General features: G+C 56.3%; 12 protein-coding genes. 10 read left to right on the forward strand and 2 right to left on the reverse strand.

Annotated elements, in window-relative coordinates; all coding sequences use genetic code 11:
* Positions 1-195: 195 nt before the first annotated feature.
* Entirely contained in the window at positions 196-1668 is a 1473-nt protein-coding gene (locus Pla52o_RS21155; protein WP_146596638.1) for a sulfatase family protein, read from the reverse strand.
* 570 nt (positions 1669-2238) lie between these two features.
* On the opposite strand from Pla52o_RS21155, the gene Pla52o_RS21160 reads away from it, so the two are divergent.
* The 10 genes from Pla52o_RS21160 to Pla52o_RS21205 all read left to right on the forward strand — a co-directional run bounded on the left by Pla52o_RS21160 (position 2239) and on the right by Pla52o_RS21205 (position 15267).
* Positions 2239-3246: an NAD-dependent epimerase/dehydratase family protein gene (locus Pla52o_RS21160; protein ID WP_146596639.1), complete on the forward strand. Its 1008-nt coding sequence runs from the start codon at positions 2239-2241 to the stop codon at positions 3244-3246.
* 583 nt (positions 3247-3829) lie between these two features.
* The gene (gene rpe / locus Pla52o_RS21165; protein ID WP_146596640.1) at positions 3830-4537 is read left to right on the forward strand and encodes a ribulose-phosphate 3-epimerase; all 708 of its coding nucleotides are present in this window, start codon (positions 3830-3832) and stop codon (positions 4535-4537) included.
* Positions 4534-5121, forward strand: coding sequence for a histidine phosphatase family protein (locus Pla52o_RS21170; protein ID WP_146596641.1), 588 nt, complete (start codon positions 4534-4536; stop codon positions 5119-5121). The genes rpe and Pla52o_RS21170 overlap by 4 nt, the downstream gene beginning before the upstream one ends.
* A gap of 921 nt (positions 5122-6042) precedes the next feature.
* Positions 6043-7653: a DUF1549 domain-containing protein gene (locus Pla52o_RS21175; protein ID WP_146596815.1), complete on the forward strand. Its 1611-nt coding sequence runs from the start codon at positions 6043-6045 to the stop codon at positions 7651-7653.
* Between the two features lie 164 nt (positions 7654-7817).
* The gene (locus Pla52o_RS21180) at positions 7818-9089 is read left to right on the forward strand and encodes a DUF1501 domain-containing protein (RefSeq protein WP_231612534.1); all 1272 of its coding nucleotides are present in this window, start codon (positions 7818-7820) and stop codon (positions 9087-9089) included.
* A gap of 8 nt (positions 9090-9097) precedes the next feature.
* Complete coding sequence (locus Pla52o_RS21185; protein ID WP_231612535.1) at positions 9098-9733, forward strand: RNA polymerase sigma factor; 636 nt, start codon at positions 9098-9100, stop codon at positions 9731-9733.
* Between the two features lies 1 nt (position 9734).
* Positions 9735-11819 (forward strand): hypothetical protein, encoded by a 2085-nt coding sequence (locus tag Pla52o_RS21190; RefSeq protein WP_146596642.1) that lies wholly within the window; start codon positions 9735-9737, stop codon positions 11817-11819.
* 251 nt (positions 11820-12070) lie between these two features.
* On the forward strand, positions 12071-12817 hold the full coding sequence (locus Pla52o_RS21195; protein WP_146596643.1) for a DUF4339 domain-containing protein: 747 nt from the start codon (positions 12071-12073) through the stop codon (positions 12815-12817).
* A 269-nt stretch (positions 12818-13086) separates the two neighbouring features.
* Positions 13087-13680 (forward strand): hypothetical protein, encoded by a 594-nt coding sequence (locus tag Pla52o_RS21200; protein WP_146596644.1) that lies wholly within the window; start codon positions 13087-13089, stop codon positions 13678-13680.
* 87 nt (positions 13681-13767) lie between these two features.
* Positions 13768-15267: a hypothetical protein gene (locus Pla52o_RS21205; protein ID WP_146596645.1), complete on the forward strand. Its 1500-nt coding sequence runs from the start codon at positions 13768-13770 to the stop codon at positions 15265-15267.
* A 734-nt stretch (positions 15268-16001) separates the two neighbouring features.
* Here Pla52o_RS21205 and Pla52o_RS21210 read toward each other — a convergent pair.
* The gene (locus tag Pla52o_RS21210; RefSeq protein WP_146596646.1) at positions 16002-16865 is read right to left on the reverse strand and encodes a polyphosphate kinase 2 family protein; all 864 of its coding nucleotides are present in this window, start codon (positions 16863-16865) and stop codon (positions 16002-16004) included.
* Positions 16866-16896 lie beyond the last annotated feature (31 nt).

Below are 16896 nucleotides of genomic sequence, written 5' to 3' on the forward strand. Positions count from 1 at the left end.
TTCTTTCCTTGTTCGAATCGCTGTTATTGAAAACGTCACTCCGTCCGCCGTGAACCGCATCCACCGCCATCGGCGATGAAGCCCCCATGTTCACAATCCTAGCGCAAAACCGCACGATTGCAAAACCGTGCAAACGCTTCCCCCCACTGGCAACCTCTGCTGCGGAGAAGGCGGGGCCCGAGCGCATGTCAGCAATTAAGGACGCTTGCGTTGATCGAGACGCTCGCCGGCGGGGGTGCGAATGGGCAGATTCAAGCCACCGCTCTCGGCCAATTCCGTGAACAGTTGGTTTCGCAACGATTCGATCTGCTCCTGGTACGCCGGCACATCAATCAAGTTGTGACGTTCAACCGGGTCGGTTTGCAAATCGTAAAAACTGTCGCGATCCCAAACGCCGTGATAATAGACGTATTTGTAGCGGTCGGTGCGGATCGCCAACGTCGTCGGTGTCGCCGGGAAATTCCATTCCCAGTGGTACTCGTACAAAATATGATCGCGCCATGACGGAGCCGATTCGCCGCGAGGTTGCCACAAGGGCTGCATCGAGCGACCGTCAAACTTCATTTCCTCGGTGCGTTCAATGCCACACACGTCCAATACGGTCGGGGCGATGTCAATGTTTTGGACCAATTGATCGATCTTGGTGCCAGCCGGAATGCGACCAGGGGCAAGGGCCAACATGGGGACACGGATCGACGTTTCAAACGCATCCCGTTTGTCATAGAAACCGTGCTCGCCTAAATGGAAACCGTTGTCGCCCATGTAAATCACGATCGTATTGTCCATCGCTCCAGCGTCTTCCAACGCCTTTAATACGCGACCGATGTTCTCGTCCAAGCCATGAACCGTCTCGCAGTAATTGTGAAACAGCTGATCAAAATCGGGCACGGGATCCTTATCAAAGGCTCCGGTTTCCATGTGATCGATCCCGTGAATGCTGTAGCGACGGTCCAACACCCAGCGTGGCTGGGTTTGGTAGTTGCGCTGCGTGTTGGCCATCGTTTCGGGATAATCGATCGCTTGGTCTTGGTAACGCTGAGCGTGACGTGGACTCGGCTGAAACGGATAGTGGACGGCTTTATAGGACAGGTACAGCAAGAAGGGATTGTCCTCGGAGCGATCTTGTTCTAGCCAATCCAGAGCGACGTCGGTCAAAATGTCGGTGGTGTAACCTTCAAACGATTCTCGCCGGCCGTTGATATTGAGTGTGGGATCGCTATACACCCCTTGCCCAGGAAAGCTGGCCCAGAAATCAAATCCTGGCCGCGGCGCGTCATCATCGTGTCCCATGTGCCACTTCCCTACAAACGCAGTGGTATAACCGCCTCGCTGCATATGCTGCGGAAAAAATTCCGTGCCCACCGGGATCGGGCGTTGGTTGTCGACCACACGATGATGGTGCATGTAGCGTCCCGTCAAAATCGAGGCGCGGCTGGGCGAACACAACGAGGTCGTCACAAACGCATTGCGAAAGTGGGCACCCTCGTTCGCCATGCGGTCCAGATTCGGCGTCGTCAAAAAATCGGGACAGGATTCAACGCACCCCATGAAATCAAAACGATGATCGTCGCTCAGAATAAAGACGATATTGGGACGCTCCGCCGCGTGGCATCGGTGACACCATGGCAACAAAACCACAGCGAAGCATAAACAAAGAAGCAATCGCATAGCCAAAACCAAATTGAAACGTTTTACAAAGGAAGGTTGATTTAGATCGCCCATTCCGCTGGTGCAGTAGTGGGTATGATACCGCATCGCGGGAGCGCAGCCGATCCAGGCCACCCTTCGGGCCCCCAAAACGAGACTGGGACACGAGACTGGGACACGAGGCAGCCCATCGCGAAGCGAGCAACGCCAAGGGGCGTCCCTTCCGTTGTAACCCCACCCCTTCCGTCGTAACCCATCGCGCGTTCAACCACGCGTTCAACCGGCAACCGGGCGGTTTGCGACGAAGTGTGTGTTGACGAAGTGCGTGTTACGAAGACGCAGACACCCCGAGGTGCCCCGAGTCCTTGCACGCGACCGGCTCGCTATGGCCGAGAAACGTGGGTCCAGCGTGACCGCGAGACCTCGTCAAGCCTAAACTTTTAGCAGTCCGGGCTAAGCCGTTGCAGGTGATCGGATTTCCTGCCGATAGGTATAGAAAGAGTAAAATCGAGGTGGAAGGGGCGTTACCAAGGGAGCACCGCCCCGAGCACTTTCACTTTGCCCACCCAAATCGACAAAGGAACCTAAACGATGCGTGTCTTTGTGACTGGCGGAACCGGTTTGCTTGGTAATACAGTGCTGCGGCAGTTAGAAGCCGCTGGACACGAGACGGTTGCCTTGGTGCGTGACGTCCCCGATCTCCGTCTGTTTGACGGATTGAGCACCCATTTTCTGCGTGGCGACCTGTCCGATGTCGACGCGATCCAACGGGGAGTGGCCGAGAGCGATGCGGTGATCCATTCCGCGGGTCTGATCCACCTGGGTTGGACGCGGCTGCGAGAGTCGATGCAAGTCAACCGTGATGGCACGGCGGCGATCGCCCAGGCGTGTCGCCGCTACGACCGCAAATTGGTCCATGTCGGCACCGTCGATACGCTCGCCATTGGATCACGGGCCCATCCGGCGAATGAAGCCACCCCGATCACCGCCGAGAACCGCCAAGTTCCCTGCAGCTATGTGCAAAGCAAACGGGCCGGCGTGGGCGAGGTCCTCGCGCAAGTCGAACAGGGCTTGCGCGCGACGATCGTACACCCGGGCTTCATGCTCGGCCCTTGGGATTGGAAACCGAGCAGCGGGCGAATGTTGATCGAGGTGGGACGCTCCTGGCGACCGCTGGCCCCTCCGGGTGGCTGCAGCCTCTGCGATTCGCGTGACGTCGCCGCGGGAACGATCGCCGCGATCGAGCGGGGCGGCGACCAGGGCCGTCAATTCATTCTGGCGGGTGAAAACGTGACCTATTTCCAACTGTGGACCGAGATTGCCAAACGCATGAAGTCTCGCGCCCCGCTGATGCCGACCGGCCCCGCCGGACTTTGGATTGCGGGAAAACTTGGCGATGCATTTTCGCTCGTTTCGGGCAAGGAAAGCGGCGATCTAAACAGTGCCATTGTTGAAATGAGCCGTATGTTTCATTGGTATGACAGCTCGCGTGCGAAGACCGAACTCGATTACACAACGCGCCACTTGGGTGAGACGCTTGACGACGCCACGATGTGGATCCAGTCGCATCACATGAGTCGCCAACGCATTCCCGCGTGACCGAGTCGCAGAGCAAAAACAGGCGTGTTTTCACGATTCCCCGCGATTCGGATGGGGATTCCCGGCCCTGATCCCGTGCGTCCGAAGACGGTTTCCAAGCGGCTCTGAGCCCGCATTTTCTTCGCCTGGCACGGTAATTCACGGCATTTTGCGAACCGGAAGCCGCTCCCGTTCACGGCCGGAGATGAAATACAATTTGCTAGCACGCGTGGTGTCAAGACGCCGAGAGAGGGTGAAAAGGAGCGGATAATCGCCACGACCGCTTCTACTGAAACTCGATTTCCCAAACTTTTAATGGCATCGAATCTAACCTTAACAGGCTAAATGCCCGATATTATGCGGTAACTGCAGACCGCACATTGCCAAAACCCCTCCTTTTGGGCGGTCGCCCCCAGATTGATCGAATTGACAAGTCGAGGTACTCACGATCAATCTGTGCGATCAATTCGACGTGGTCATGAAGCCGATCTTGGCGGAATGGGCATCCACGGTTCCCTTCGCGGTACGATGTGAAGGGGAATCGAAAGAAAGGACCGCCGATGGTAGGCGGTGTCGAACCCTGACACGTTTGCGAGAAAAGTGAATGTCCCGAGCGAAGCTCGATGCGATCCGAGACGCAGCCCCGTCGGTCTTGCCGAGCCTGCTGATTTGTGACTTTGGTGACCTGAGAACCGAAGTCGCGAGATTGGCGGAGGCAGGAACCAAGGTATTGCACTTAGATGTAATGGATGGTCATTTCGTCCCGAATCTGAGCTATGGCATGCCGATTGTTGAGGGCCTGCGGCGTCACACCGATTTGCCGCTTGATGTGCACTTGATGATCAGCGATCCGTTGAAGTACGCCCGGCCGATGGTCGAGGCGGGCGCTGATATGCTGACCTTTCACGTCGAAGCGGTGGAGGATGCGGCACACACGGCACGTGAACTCAAGCAGCTTGGCGTTGGCGTTGGCGTTGCTCTCAACCCCGATACCCCGTTGACGGAACTGGAACCGTGCCTCGACGATGTCGACATGGTGCTGGTGATGAGCGTGAATGCAGGCTTTGGTGGCCAGTCATTCAATCCGGTAGCGTTGGACAAGCTGAAGCTCTTGCGACAGCGTCATCCCGACCTGTTGTTAGAAATCGATGGCGGCATCAACGCGGAAACGATTGGACCGGCGCGAGCCGCAGGATGTGATTTGTTTGTGGTCGGATCGGGAATCTTCCGCGCGGACGACTATGGCGTCGCGATCGCCGAACTTGATGGCTTGATCGCTGCGGCCGGCAATGGCGAAGGAGCGAAATCATGATCACCCTTCGAGTGCCGGTGATGTCGCGAGTCCTAGTGATTCGCCCTGGTGCAACCAAATTCGATGACGAACAGCGGATCAAAGGGTCCCTCGACATGCCGATGAGCGATCGCGGGGTGGTGCAAGCCAACCAGCTCGCCGCGGAACTTGCCGACGTTCGCTTCAAAACGATCTACACCGCCCCCTGTGAATCAGCTCGTGAAACGGCGGCGCGTTTGGCCAAGGGACGCGACATCCGCGTCAAAGTGGTGGATGTGTTCCGTAACCTCGATCACGGTTTGTGGCACGGCAAATTGATCGAAGAGGTTCGTCGAAACCAACCTCGCGTCTACCGCACGGGACTCGAATCCCCAGATGACATCTGCCCTCCGGGTGGCGAAACGATCCGTGCGGCTCGCTTGAGGGTCACCAAGGCGGTTCGCAAAGCGGCCAAGAAAAGCCGAGATGAGATTGTCGCGATTGTCGCCCCCGACCCCTTGGCGACGATCATCCAAAGTTTGCTCAACGGTGAACGACTCCCCAATCTGTGGCAATCACAGACCGATTCAGGCAACTGGAATTTGGTGGAATCCGAGATTCCTTAACTCCGCTGCGAAGCGGATCGGCGACCGGGACACGGCAGGGATACAGCCGGGCGCGCGGCGCCGGGCTGTATCACGGTGCCGGGCTTTCTCACGGCGCCGAGCTCTCTTACGGCGCCGGGCTTCCTGACAACGGCGACGGGCTTTCTGACAACGGGCGACGTCATCCGGTCGCTCGCGTTGGCATCGATGTGTGATTTCTTTCGTAAAAATGGCCATTGCGGAACGTCTAACGCTTGCGGACCGGGTGATCCCCCCGGAGTGGCGAGATTTCGCTCCGCGGCGCCCCTCTTTTTTTTTGCAGCCCCCGGCAAATTGCAGCCCTCGGCAATTTACAGCCCTCGGTGGCTGATTTAGCGTCAAACGCCCCCCGGTGGGCGAGCGTGAACGCTGTCGCTCCCCCTTGCGAAGCCCGTTTCCAGTGGTGACAGGCGGCAATTCCGTTAGAAAACAGCCCCTTTTCATGACTCTCGGGCGTCCCAGGGTGTTTCCAGCTTGGTGTGACAGCAAAGTCCCTAATAGAATAGGGAATGAGCAACGGATTCGAGTACATTTAATCCAGCTCGCCGTTCCAATAATGACGCCCTTGGAAATGCACCCTTTGGCTCGCCCCCTTCTGCCGAAGCAAGGAAGGAGGGGGCTCCAGTCTCGTTCATTTCAAAGCGATCCACGATTGCGGCGGATCCGAGACAGAATGCCCCGCAGCAATCTGAATCGCGATTAGTTCGCCCATCCTTCGAATTTGAATGTCAACATTGAGATTGGAGGAGGTGCAGACGCAATCGCCTCAGGTGTCAGCGATTCCTCATGTTTGCCGGAAACTTTGCAATGAAGCTCGATACTCAGCCGACCCGAACCCAGCCAACCCGAACAACGAAGCTGTCCATCGCGATAGTTCTGTTTGCTACCGCAACAGGCTTGTTGATGGTGACGCCCCGCGACGCGTTTGCTGACGATGGCGTTCCGAGCCAGGTCGCGTTGATCAACGATGCGATCGAGCAGGGTTGGCGTGATTACGAAATTCGTCCTGCTCCGGAAGTGGACGATGCAACTTGGTGCCGCCGGATCTACTTGGACGTGATTGGCCGCATTCCAACGCTCGAAGAGCTGCACGCATTTTTGGACAGCAAGGGAAGCAACAAGCGAGCCGAGTTAGTCGAGTTGTTGCTATACGACGACAAGTACACCGAGGAGTACGCGAATCACTGGGGCACGATTTGGACGAATGTTTTGATTGGGCGCTCCGGTGGTACGGATCGGCGTTCGATGACCAGCCGCGATGGGATGCAAAAGTATCTTCGTGATGCGTTTGCCATGAACAAACCTTACAACACGATCGTCTACGAACTTGTCACCGCCGAAGGAACAACCAAACCGGGCAGCGACAAATTCAATGGGGCGGTCAACTTCTTAGCCGACAAGGTCAACGATGATAATGGCGTGCTAGCGACCAGCAGCACGTCACGCATTTTTCTTGGTCAACAAGTGCAATGCACTCAGTGCCATAACCATCCATTCAATCAGTGGAAGCAGCAAAAGTTCTGGGAGTTCAATTCTTTCTTTCGCCAAACACGATCGCTGCGACGGTTCGTCAGTGGCACGCGAGACATCGACCACGCAGAACTCGTCAATGAAGACTTCGCGGGAGAAGCGGGTGATGCAAGCGATGCGTTGATTTTCTACGAGCTTCGCAATGGCTTGACGAAGGTCGCCTATCCCGTCTTCACCGATGGAACGGAAATCGCAAAGAGCGGTTACGTTAGCGAGGTGAATCGACGGCAAGAGCTGGGACGCTTGATGATGGAAAGCGAGTTTTTGGACAAGATGGCGGCCAACCGGATTTGGTCCCACTTCATGGGCTTTGGATTCACCAAACCGATCGATGATCTCGGACCTCATAACCCCGCATCCCATCCAGCACTGCTGGAGGACCTGGGCAAAGAATTCCGCAAGCACAGTTACGACATCAAACAATTGATCACTTGGATCACGCTCAGCCGCCCCTACAACCTCAAAGCGGTTCTGGGGCCGGCCAACGAGATCGATGACCCTTCGATTGGCGAGATGCCCAAGTTCTCGCGTTTTTATCTTCGCCAAATGAGTGCCGAGCAACTCTACCAATCGCTGGTCTACTCCACCAATGCGAGCGGTGGCGGCAGCTATGAAGAACAAGAGCAACAGCGTCGAGTTTGGATGCAGCAATTTGTGATCGCGTTCGGAACCGACGAAGGGGACGAAGCTACGACCTTCAACGGCTCGATCCCTCAAGCACTAATGATGTTCAACGGCGACTTGGTCAAAAATGCAACGAGCATCAAGCCGGGTAGCTTCTTGGATCGACTTTCCCAGAGCGGCCGCTCACCACGAGACCGTTTGACGGAACTGTTCATGGCTGGCGTTGCACGTCGGCCCACCCGAGACGAATTGATGATCGCCAGCAAATTGATGGCGGCACGTAAGGGCGATGAAAAAGAAATGCTGCAAGACATGTGGTGGGCGCTCCTGAACACCAATGAATTTATCTTGCAGCACTAACCCTGAGACGCCTTGGGCACACCTCCGTCCAGGGCCAGGGGCAACGACATTGCCCCATGTGAAACGCAATTGATCCACCGCGAAGAGGGCATCGAGCCACTCTTCGCTTCACCACCGCAAAGTTACCGGCTAGTAATTTAAGGCTTTTGAAAGGCACCTCTGAGATGAATAACCTTTGGCACACTCCCAGCGGAATGACTCGGCGTCACTTCATGAGCCATCTCGCCGGCTCGTCCGCTGCGGCGGCCGCCTCGTTCACGATGGGCAGTTCGATTTATGCAAACGTCGACGAGCTGAAAAAGAAGCGACGCTCCGCGATCATGCTCTGGATGGGGGGCGGCCCGTCGACGATTGACATGTGGGATATGAAGCCAGCGGCGAGTAATGGCGGACCGTTTCGCCCGATCTCGACGACCGGCGACATGCAGATTTGTGAGCACATGCCCTTGATGGCTCAACAGATGAAACACATGTCGGTCGTCCGCAGCATGTCGACGCGTGAAGCGGATCACGAGCGTGGTCGTTACTACATGCACACCGGCTATGTTCCCAACCCCAACATCGAACACCCCAGTTACGGTTCGGTGTTGTCGCATGAATTGATGGATCAACGCCCCGAGTTGGAGATCCCACCGTTCGTTTCCATTGGCGGCGCGAGCACGGGACCTGGTTTCTTGGGGATGGCGTGGTCGCCGTTCTCGGTCACCAGCAACGGACGCGTTCGCAACCTCGAAATGAGCATGGAGAACTCCCGCTTGATGCAGCGGATGGCGGCGTTGAATATGATCGAACAGGACTTCGCTAAACGCACCCGGGACTTGCCCGCCAGCGAGCATTCTAAAGTGCTGAAGAAGACGTTTGATTTGATGAGCAGCGATCAGATGAAGGCGTTCAAGGTGACCGAAGAACCCGAAGAGGTGAAGGAGCGCTACGGCACCAATGGCTTTGGACAAGGATGTTTGTTAGCTCGTCGCTTGGTCGAAGTGGGAGTCCCCTTCATCGAAGTCAACTTAGGGGGGTGGGACAACCATGCCGATCTCCACACAACGCTCAAAGACAACAAGCTGCCCATTTTGGATAAAGCGATGAGTGCCTTGGTCGAGGACCTCGAGCAACGTGGATTGTTGCAAGACACCGTGGTGATGTGGATGGGCGAATTCGGCCGCACCCCAAACATCAACGCCGGCGCGGGCCGCGATCACTTTGCACGCGCCTGGTCCTGTGTCGTCGGCGGTGCCGACATCAAGGGCGGCTTGGCGGTCGGAGCGACGAGCAGCGACGGAGCGGCGGTGGAAACCGAACCGTTCAGCGCCGAAGACTTGATGACAACCGTGGTGAAGGGACTCGGAATTTCGACTGATAAGACATTTACCAGCAAGAATGGGCGTCCCATGAAGATTGCCGGTGGTGGCAAGATCATTCGCGAGCTCGTGTAATCGACGAAGTGCCAAAGTCGTCTGGATCGCAACGCAAACAAACTCACTCTACCTCGAATGCGAATCGTCGCAGCGATGTGGAGCAAGGGGCGCATCATCACGAAGCGGCTCTCCGCGTCGGCGATCCGATGACCAACCTCACTCCGGCGGAATTGATCACGCGACATCAACGCGGTGTTTGGCGTTACCTGCGAATGCTCGGTTGCGATAACGCCACCGCAGACGACTTGACTCAAGAGACGTTTTTACGGGTTTTGAATCAAGAGGGTTTCATCCAACACAACGATGCGGCAACAGCAGGCTACCTTCGCCGAACGGCCTACAATCTGCTCGTCTCACGACATCGAAAACAAAGCCGCGTGCAAACCGTCGCCGAACCCGCCATACTTGACGAAATCTGGAATCGATGGGCAGGCAAGGATTTGACGGGCGATCGTGCAATCGATGCACTAAAAAATTGCATGGAACTGCTAACCGAACGAGCACAAGCGGCACTGCAGATGCGTTTTAGGGATGAGATCAGTCGTGTCGACATTGGGGCGGCCTTGGGTATCTCCGATCACGGAGCGCGGAATTTAATGCAACGAGCCAAGCAGCAGCTTCGCGACTGTATCGAGGAAAAGCTGCACGCAAAAAACATCTAATATGAGCCACAACATCACTCCTAACGAAGAGCAAGCGCTCGACGCACTGTTGGCGGAACTGCACGGCCAACCGGCTCCCGATTTGTCTCAGCAAATCCTCGCACGATTGCAAGAAACGCCGCTGCAACCCGAGGGAGCGGTGCCCCCTTGGGACTCCGGTTCAAGCAATGTGTGCGATCACGTCCACGTGGAAGTGGGCTCAAACCGACACCACAGGACGGCCGGCAAAAGCGAAACCGTGGTCTTCTGGAAATTTGCCGTTGGCTTTGCCGCGATCGCAGCAACGGTATTGATGTTGATATGGCTGGGGCGTGATTTGGACACTCCGGCGGCTCAGACCATCGCCACCACATCACCAAGCGTCGCCCCGCCGTCGGCCCAACCCAGCAATGCAGCAAGCGACACGAAGCTGGCCCAAGACAGCTCAACACCGCTCCCTAACCAGCCGAATCCGCAAGAGCGATCCGCCCCCAAACCGCTCAAAGGCATCCCCTTAGCCATGGAAGCGCCTTCGGAACCCCCGTTCCCGGAGGCTTCAGCCCTTTCAAAAAATGACGGCCTTTCAAAAGTCGACCGAGCCGATCGCCCGACAACCGAGGGTGTAACTCCCCCGCCTCTCCGCGAAGAGCTCAAGGCATTAACGCTTGTCGCCAAGCAAATCGACACCAATTTGCAGAACTATTGGTCATCGATTGGCATTCAAGCCACTCAGGAAGCGAGCATGGCCGAGATCACCGAGCGGCTTTCCAACGTGCTGGGAGCCTCGGTTCCGGATACGGCAATTGACTCCGCCGAATCGTTCCAATCTTTCCTTACCGATCCCGCGGTCGCCAATGCCGTTGCCAAGCAATTCATGTCGGTCGTGACCGAAGGCGGGATCCGCGATCTCGAAGCCGAGCAACAATCACGGCTCGTTAACGAATTGGCTAACAGTTTTCGTTCCAATCAACCGTTTGACGAAACATTGGCCGATTGGATCAGCGGCGAGAGCGACAACTCATCGCCCTGGTATTTAGCGAACGCGAGTGATGGCATCCATCCGCTGGCGCGCCGCTTGGCATCGCTAACGATGAACGTGGACCTGCGCTGCATTAAATGCCATGATTCGGTGATTGACAGCCGAGGCACGCAAAGCGAGTACTGGGCGTTCACGGGACTATTGGAGCGCAGCGTCGATCCGAAAAAGGCGAAATCTCAATTCATCTCGCCCGAGCGAACCTCGGATGAACTTGTGTTTTACGAAACCCTCGATGGGCGTCAAAAGGTGGTCGAAGCGAGCATCCCGGCAAGCTGGATTGCGGGCACAGGCGATACCGCGGCGCGTGACTTGAAACAATGGTCACAACGCGTGCTGGGATCTCGCGAACTCGCTCGCGGTGTTGTGAACTCGCTATGGCGAATGATCCATGGACGCCCCTTGCGAGGATCGGTTGTCGACATGACGACGCCACCCCATACCGAATCGCTGGGGTCGCTTGAGCAACGCTTGGTCGATGATTTGATCCAGTCACGCTTCAACCTTGGACGCTCCTTGGCATTGGTCGTTTCCGCGTCCACCACACGGCGGTCGATCCCCCTTTCGCTTCGTGCTGAGCAGATTGCGATGTCGAGCCAAGCTGAGATCGACCTTGGAAATATGTTAGTTGGTGCATTCGCAGCGGCCGCCCCAGAGCATGTCGCGTTACCGGTTGCCAAGCGAGTTCAGTTTGCGAGCCAGTCGATCGGCGTTAGCCTCGATGCGATTCGCAAGGGCACCATGCTGTTGGCCCAAACGCTCGATTCGCAAAATCCAAACCCAAGCTCCAAGGCCCCGGGATCCATGGCCCCGGGATCCAAGGGCAAGGGTGACGCGGTCGCCGCCCAGACTGAGATTGCGATTGAACAATTTCCAGCAAAAGCAGCAGGCCCTCCCGTCCAGTGGCTGACCCTGATCGACAACCTCGAGGGGAAAGTGGACCACCTTGCCTACCTCGTGCCGCTCGAGCGTGTCCCCGAATCGGTCAGCAAGGTGGTGGACCAGATGGTGGCTGAGGAGACGGCTCCGGCACTGATCTTGCACCGCGTTTGGTGGATGATTCATCCCTAACAGAGCGATGACTCAGGACGGTCGGCGAGGAGATGAGAAAGCGTTGTCGCAACGGTGCCAATGCATTTGCAGGGCCGCGTTTGGTGTGCATTTGATCCCCCGAGGCTGGCGAACTAAACCCCGAGGCTTGTGAACCAAACACAGCGGAGCCCAGGCCACGCGACTTTGCAAGTTTGAGTATGATAGAGCGTCCGCGGTCCACGTGACCGCGTGATTCTTTCCCTCTATTCTTGCAAAGGTCTAGGACTGACATGGGCATCCGGTTCGCCTGCCATGTTTGCAACAAGAAACTCAATATCAAGAGTGAACTCGCGGGCAAACGTGGCGTCTGCCCAGCGTGTTCATCGCGATTCCGCATCCCGTTAGAAGACGCCTTAGCCTCGTTTCCGGTTGAAACGCGGCTGACACCGACTGCCGCGCAATCGCAATCGGGTGCTCCGCAGCCCGAGTCTCGCTCCGATTCAGGCCGCTCCGATTCAGGCCGCTCCGTTGACGATTCCTCGAGCGACGATATCGCTGCGGAGGTGCCGCTTGCCGCATCAAGTCCGAACGTTTCCAAAGCAAGTTCTCCCAACTCCATTTTTGACGGCGAATCGACTTGGTATGTTCGGCCGCCAAGTGGCGGCCAATACGGTCCGGCGGGCGAAGATATTTTTCGGGAGTGGATAACCGAAGGACGCGTCGCAGCGACGGCACTGGTATGGCGAGATGGATGGGCGGAGTGGCGTGAAGCCATTGAAGTTCTGCCGCAATTGACCCACCGCAATGCTTCGCCGCTGAGCATCGAGCCTCGAAACCACGCCGTTGAAGCCAACGGATCGGAGCCGAGAATGGCCCCTTCGAGCACCCCGACGGAATCTCCGGGAAAGGTTTATGGAAACCTTCCTATCGGAGCGATCCAGCGGAAGCGTTTTCTACAACGAGCGGCAACAATCACGGTACTTTCGCTGGTTGCAATCGGATTGGTCGCGGCGCTATTAGCGGTAGCAGGCCGCTAGTGGGTCACGACAGGGGCGTCGATCCAGCCAATCGTCAATTCCCCTAGGTTCGGAGCAGAAATTGCCGCAAAAACCTCTGCAATCGGAACGACAATTGCCTTCGCCATGCCGTTACATGACGGGACCGATATCCGTTGATGGTTTGATGTACTACAGTAGCGGATAGCGGAATTCGAACGCGGGCGTATCGATTCGGCTTGTGGGGAAGCCAACCGGTTCCCTCCGCATGATGTCTCACCCTCCACCACACCTCCCCTGGAGCTAACACGATGATGATGCTGAACCGTTTTTGCACCTTTGGTCTCGCGATGATTTTGACTGCGACCACGTCAAGCATGGTGGTTGCGAACGCCGCCGAAGTGGCAGACGCAGAAAACGCGAACGCCGAAGCCAAGACCGTTGACGTGTTTGGAGAAGGGGAGCTGAAGGTTCCGTCGCAATTCCAAGCGACGAAACCGCAATCGGGCATTATCGAGCACGAATTCGTGGCCAAATCAACGGAGAACGAAAAAGCGACCGCACGGGTGACGTTCATGGCCGCCGGCGGCGACATCCAGGCAAATATCGGCCGTTGGAAAGGCCAATTTAGTGGCGGTGCTGCCGACGCTCAGAAGTCCGAAGAAATGAAGGTGGGCAAGTGGAACGTGCACATCGTCGATGTCAGCGGCAAGTTTCAAGAGCGCATGGGGGGCGGTCCTTTCTTCGGTGGCAAAACGGTTGAACGCGAAAACTATGCCATGACCGGTGCGATCATCGTCCATCCCGAAGGCCGCAAGTACTTCGTCAAAATGGTCGGTCCGGCCGAAGTCGTCAGCGAAAACCGCGCTGCCTTTGTGCAGATGATCAAGAGCATCAACAAGTAAGCACGCCCTGTGAGCGTGAACGTCGTCGCGTTGCACGCATCGCGACGACGCCATCGACCCCTGTCCTTTTTGTACGCTGCACACTCGATGAACATCCACCTCTTTCTTGAGCACCATGGAATCCTCCGCAATCCGTTTGCCGAGGAAGATGCTCAAACCGACCCGGTCTTTAAAGAACATTGCATCAGCAATGCGTACCATCCCATCTGGGACAAGGTGTACGGTGACCCGAGCGAACCGTCGACCTCGATCATCTTTGGCCCCAAAGGGTCCGGAAAAACAGCGATGCGGTTACAAATCGATCGCCATTTGACGCGTTACAACCTGGAGAATCCAGATCGCCGCGTGTACGTGATTCATTACGATGACTTCAATCCCTTCCTGGATCACTTCAGCGAACGACTCAGTCGCCGCGTGAGCAAGAAACCCGAAAAGGTACTCGACGCATGGCGACTATGGGATCACGTCGATTCGATCTTGTGCATCGGAGTGACCGATCTCGTCGATCGCATGCTTGGAGTGAATGACAACATTCGCACCGACGCGATTGACGATGCCTCGATACGCTCGCTTGATCGCACTTCGGCTCGCGATCTGCTGTTGTTGGCGGCTTGCTATGACCAATCAACCGATTCCTCTTTTTTGGCGCGTTGGAACTCGCTTCGAAAGCACCTCAAATTCGGAAACTTGGCTTCCAAAACCACCTGGATCGGGGCGATCGCTTGGTCGGTGCTTAGCGTGATGTTTGTGGCTTGGTTTTTCCCACCGTCCACCCTTGCCGAGGGCGGACGCGATTTGACCTCGCTGTGGTTGTTGCCGCTAATGTTGGTCATCGGTTGGCTTCCGCACTGGATTCGCATGAGCAAATGCCAATTTGCGGCACTGGGGATGCACAAGCATATGCGGGTCGGGAAACGCGAAACCAGCTCGATGCGCAAGGTTCTGCAAAGCATCCCGGCGGTGGAATTGGCTAGCCAGCCCCTGCCACGCTACGATCGCACCGATGACCGCTACGAATTGCTGCACAAATTCCAAGGTATTTTGCGTCGTCTTGGCTACACCGGAATCATTGTGCTGATGGACCGCGTGGACGAACCCCACCTGACCGGTGGCAAACCGGAATTGATGCAGCGTTTCGTCTGGCCAATGCTCGACAACAAATTGCTGAAGCATCCCGGCATGGGCTTCAAAATGATGTTGCCTCAAGAATTGCATCGCGAAATTGAACGCGAAACGCGTGAATTCCACGAGCGAGCACGGTTGGATAAACAAAATGTCATCCCCGCGTTCCAGTGGACTGGCGAAGCCCTCTACGATCTCGCTCGCGCCCGGATGATCGCCTGTGCAGCAGACAATCAAACCCCGGAGCCCAAAGACCTATTCGAGGACGACGTCAGCTACCAACGCATGCTCTCGGCGTACCAATCGCTTCGGGTACCGCGTCATTTATTTCGCTTCCTGTATCGAGTGCTGGTCGATCATTGCAATCGCTACACCGACTCGGAACCGGAATTCAAAATCAAGGCTGAGACGTTTGAATCGGTGTTGGCGGTATACGGCCGCGATAACGACCCTAACTTCACTTAGGCGTCCTCTCATCTTGCAGCGGCTCGTGCGGACGCCGACACAAAAGTCTGTACTTGATTCATTCCCTCGCTGACGGGTCGGGTTGTGGTGAGGCGCGGGGAATGTGATGTGCGGGAACAACGTCAATAGCGGCACAGAACGAAGACAGAAACAGCCACTTCCATGGCGTTTGATAGCTAAAGGACGGGTTGATGATGGCATTAGACGTAATGCATTCGCCACGATCATGTGGATGATCGATACGATTCGCCCCATCGCTGGCGAAATTACCCTCAGAAAAGCGTTTCACGGCGTCAGTCCAAGCCGCTGGGGCTTGGTGTTTTCGTTTCGTTTTGGTAGGCTGTGGCCCGCGGCGACGTGATTAAACTTAAATCTTAACGAAAAGTGCGTTGGAATCGGCTTCCCATTCCAACCCCAATCTCATTGGAGAACGAACTAGGTGGGTACGAAACGAACGGGCAAAGGACGACGAAAAGTAGGCCGTAAGAAACGCCGCATGCGAGCGAAGATTCGTCACCGCAAAAAATAATTAACGCGGATGGCGTGGATGACAGGTGGAACCGTGCATTAAGGTGCTCTGTGAACTTGGTCATTCCCCTGATAAACCGACGGACGCCTTCGTCCGTCGCGATGGCACTTCCGTCACCATGGCTGGCCACTTCATTCTGGCTTGCCCCCCGCGTCCTGCAACACAGGACGCCACTCTCGGCGATATGGCACGGGACGCTACAGGGTCAAGACTTACCTTGCCCCTTCAATTCGCGTTGTAGCTCTGCCTTTTCATGCTCATAGGCACGGCGAACCTCTGCGAGGTCGATATCGACCTTCGGCAATTGCGGATCCATCTCCTTCAGCGTCTCGCAAACAATCGCGGAGACCGCTGCATCGCGGTACCATTTCTTGTCAGCCGGGATCACAAACCAGGGAGCATCCTTGGTGCTGCATTTGCGAAATGCATCCTCATACGCCTCGCGATACTTGGCCCCTTTCTCGCGTGCGCGATAGTCACTCAGATTTAGCTTCCAATGCTTCGCAGGGACGTCCAAACGCTCCTTGAATCGCTCGAGTTGCTCCCCCGAACTGATGTGCAAATAGAACTTTAGGATGCGGGTACCACGCTCAGCCAACAATGCTTCGAATTGGTTAATCATCTCGTAGCGTTTGCTCCACACGCTCTTGGGGACCAAGTCCTCGACTCGGACGACCAACACATCTTCGTAGTGGGAGCGATTAAAGATTGAGATCTGGCCAGCACCGGGCGTGCATTGATGAACACGCCACAAGAAATCGTGAGCTCGCTCGATCTCCGTCGGCACCTTGAAGGGATAGGTGCGAACGCCTTGCGTATTCATGCGGCCGAGCACTTTTCGAATCACCCCATCTTTGCCGGCTGCATCAGGGGCCTGCAAGATGACCAACAACGACTGCCGCCCCTCGACGTGCAAACGGTACTGAAGCTCACACAGCTTGCCGACCATTTGATCGGTAAACGCACGCGCCTCCGCTTTTGATTCAAAGGGTCCCTGGGGCTCCGTTTCGAGCGACTTCAGTTTGACGGATTGACCTGGCTCAACGATGTGCTTGCTAACAAAATCCATGTTGCCTTTCCTCTCTCGTAGAAACCAGGGC

Origin of the sequence: Novipirellula galeiformis (assembly GCF_007860095.1) — a bacterium.
GTDB lineage: Bacteria > Planctomycetota > Planctomycetia > Pirellulales > Pirellulaceae > Novipirellula > Novipirellula galeiformis.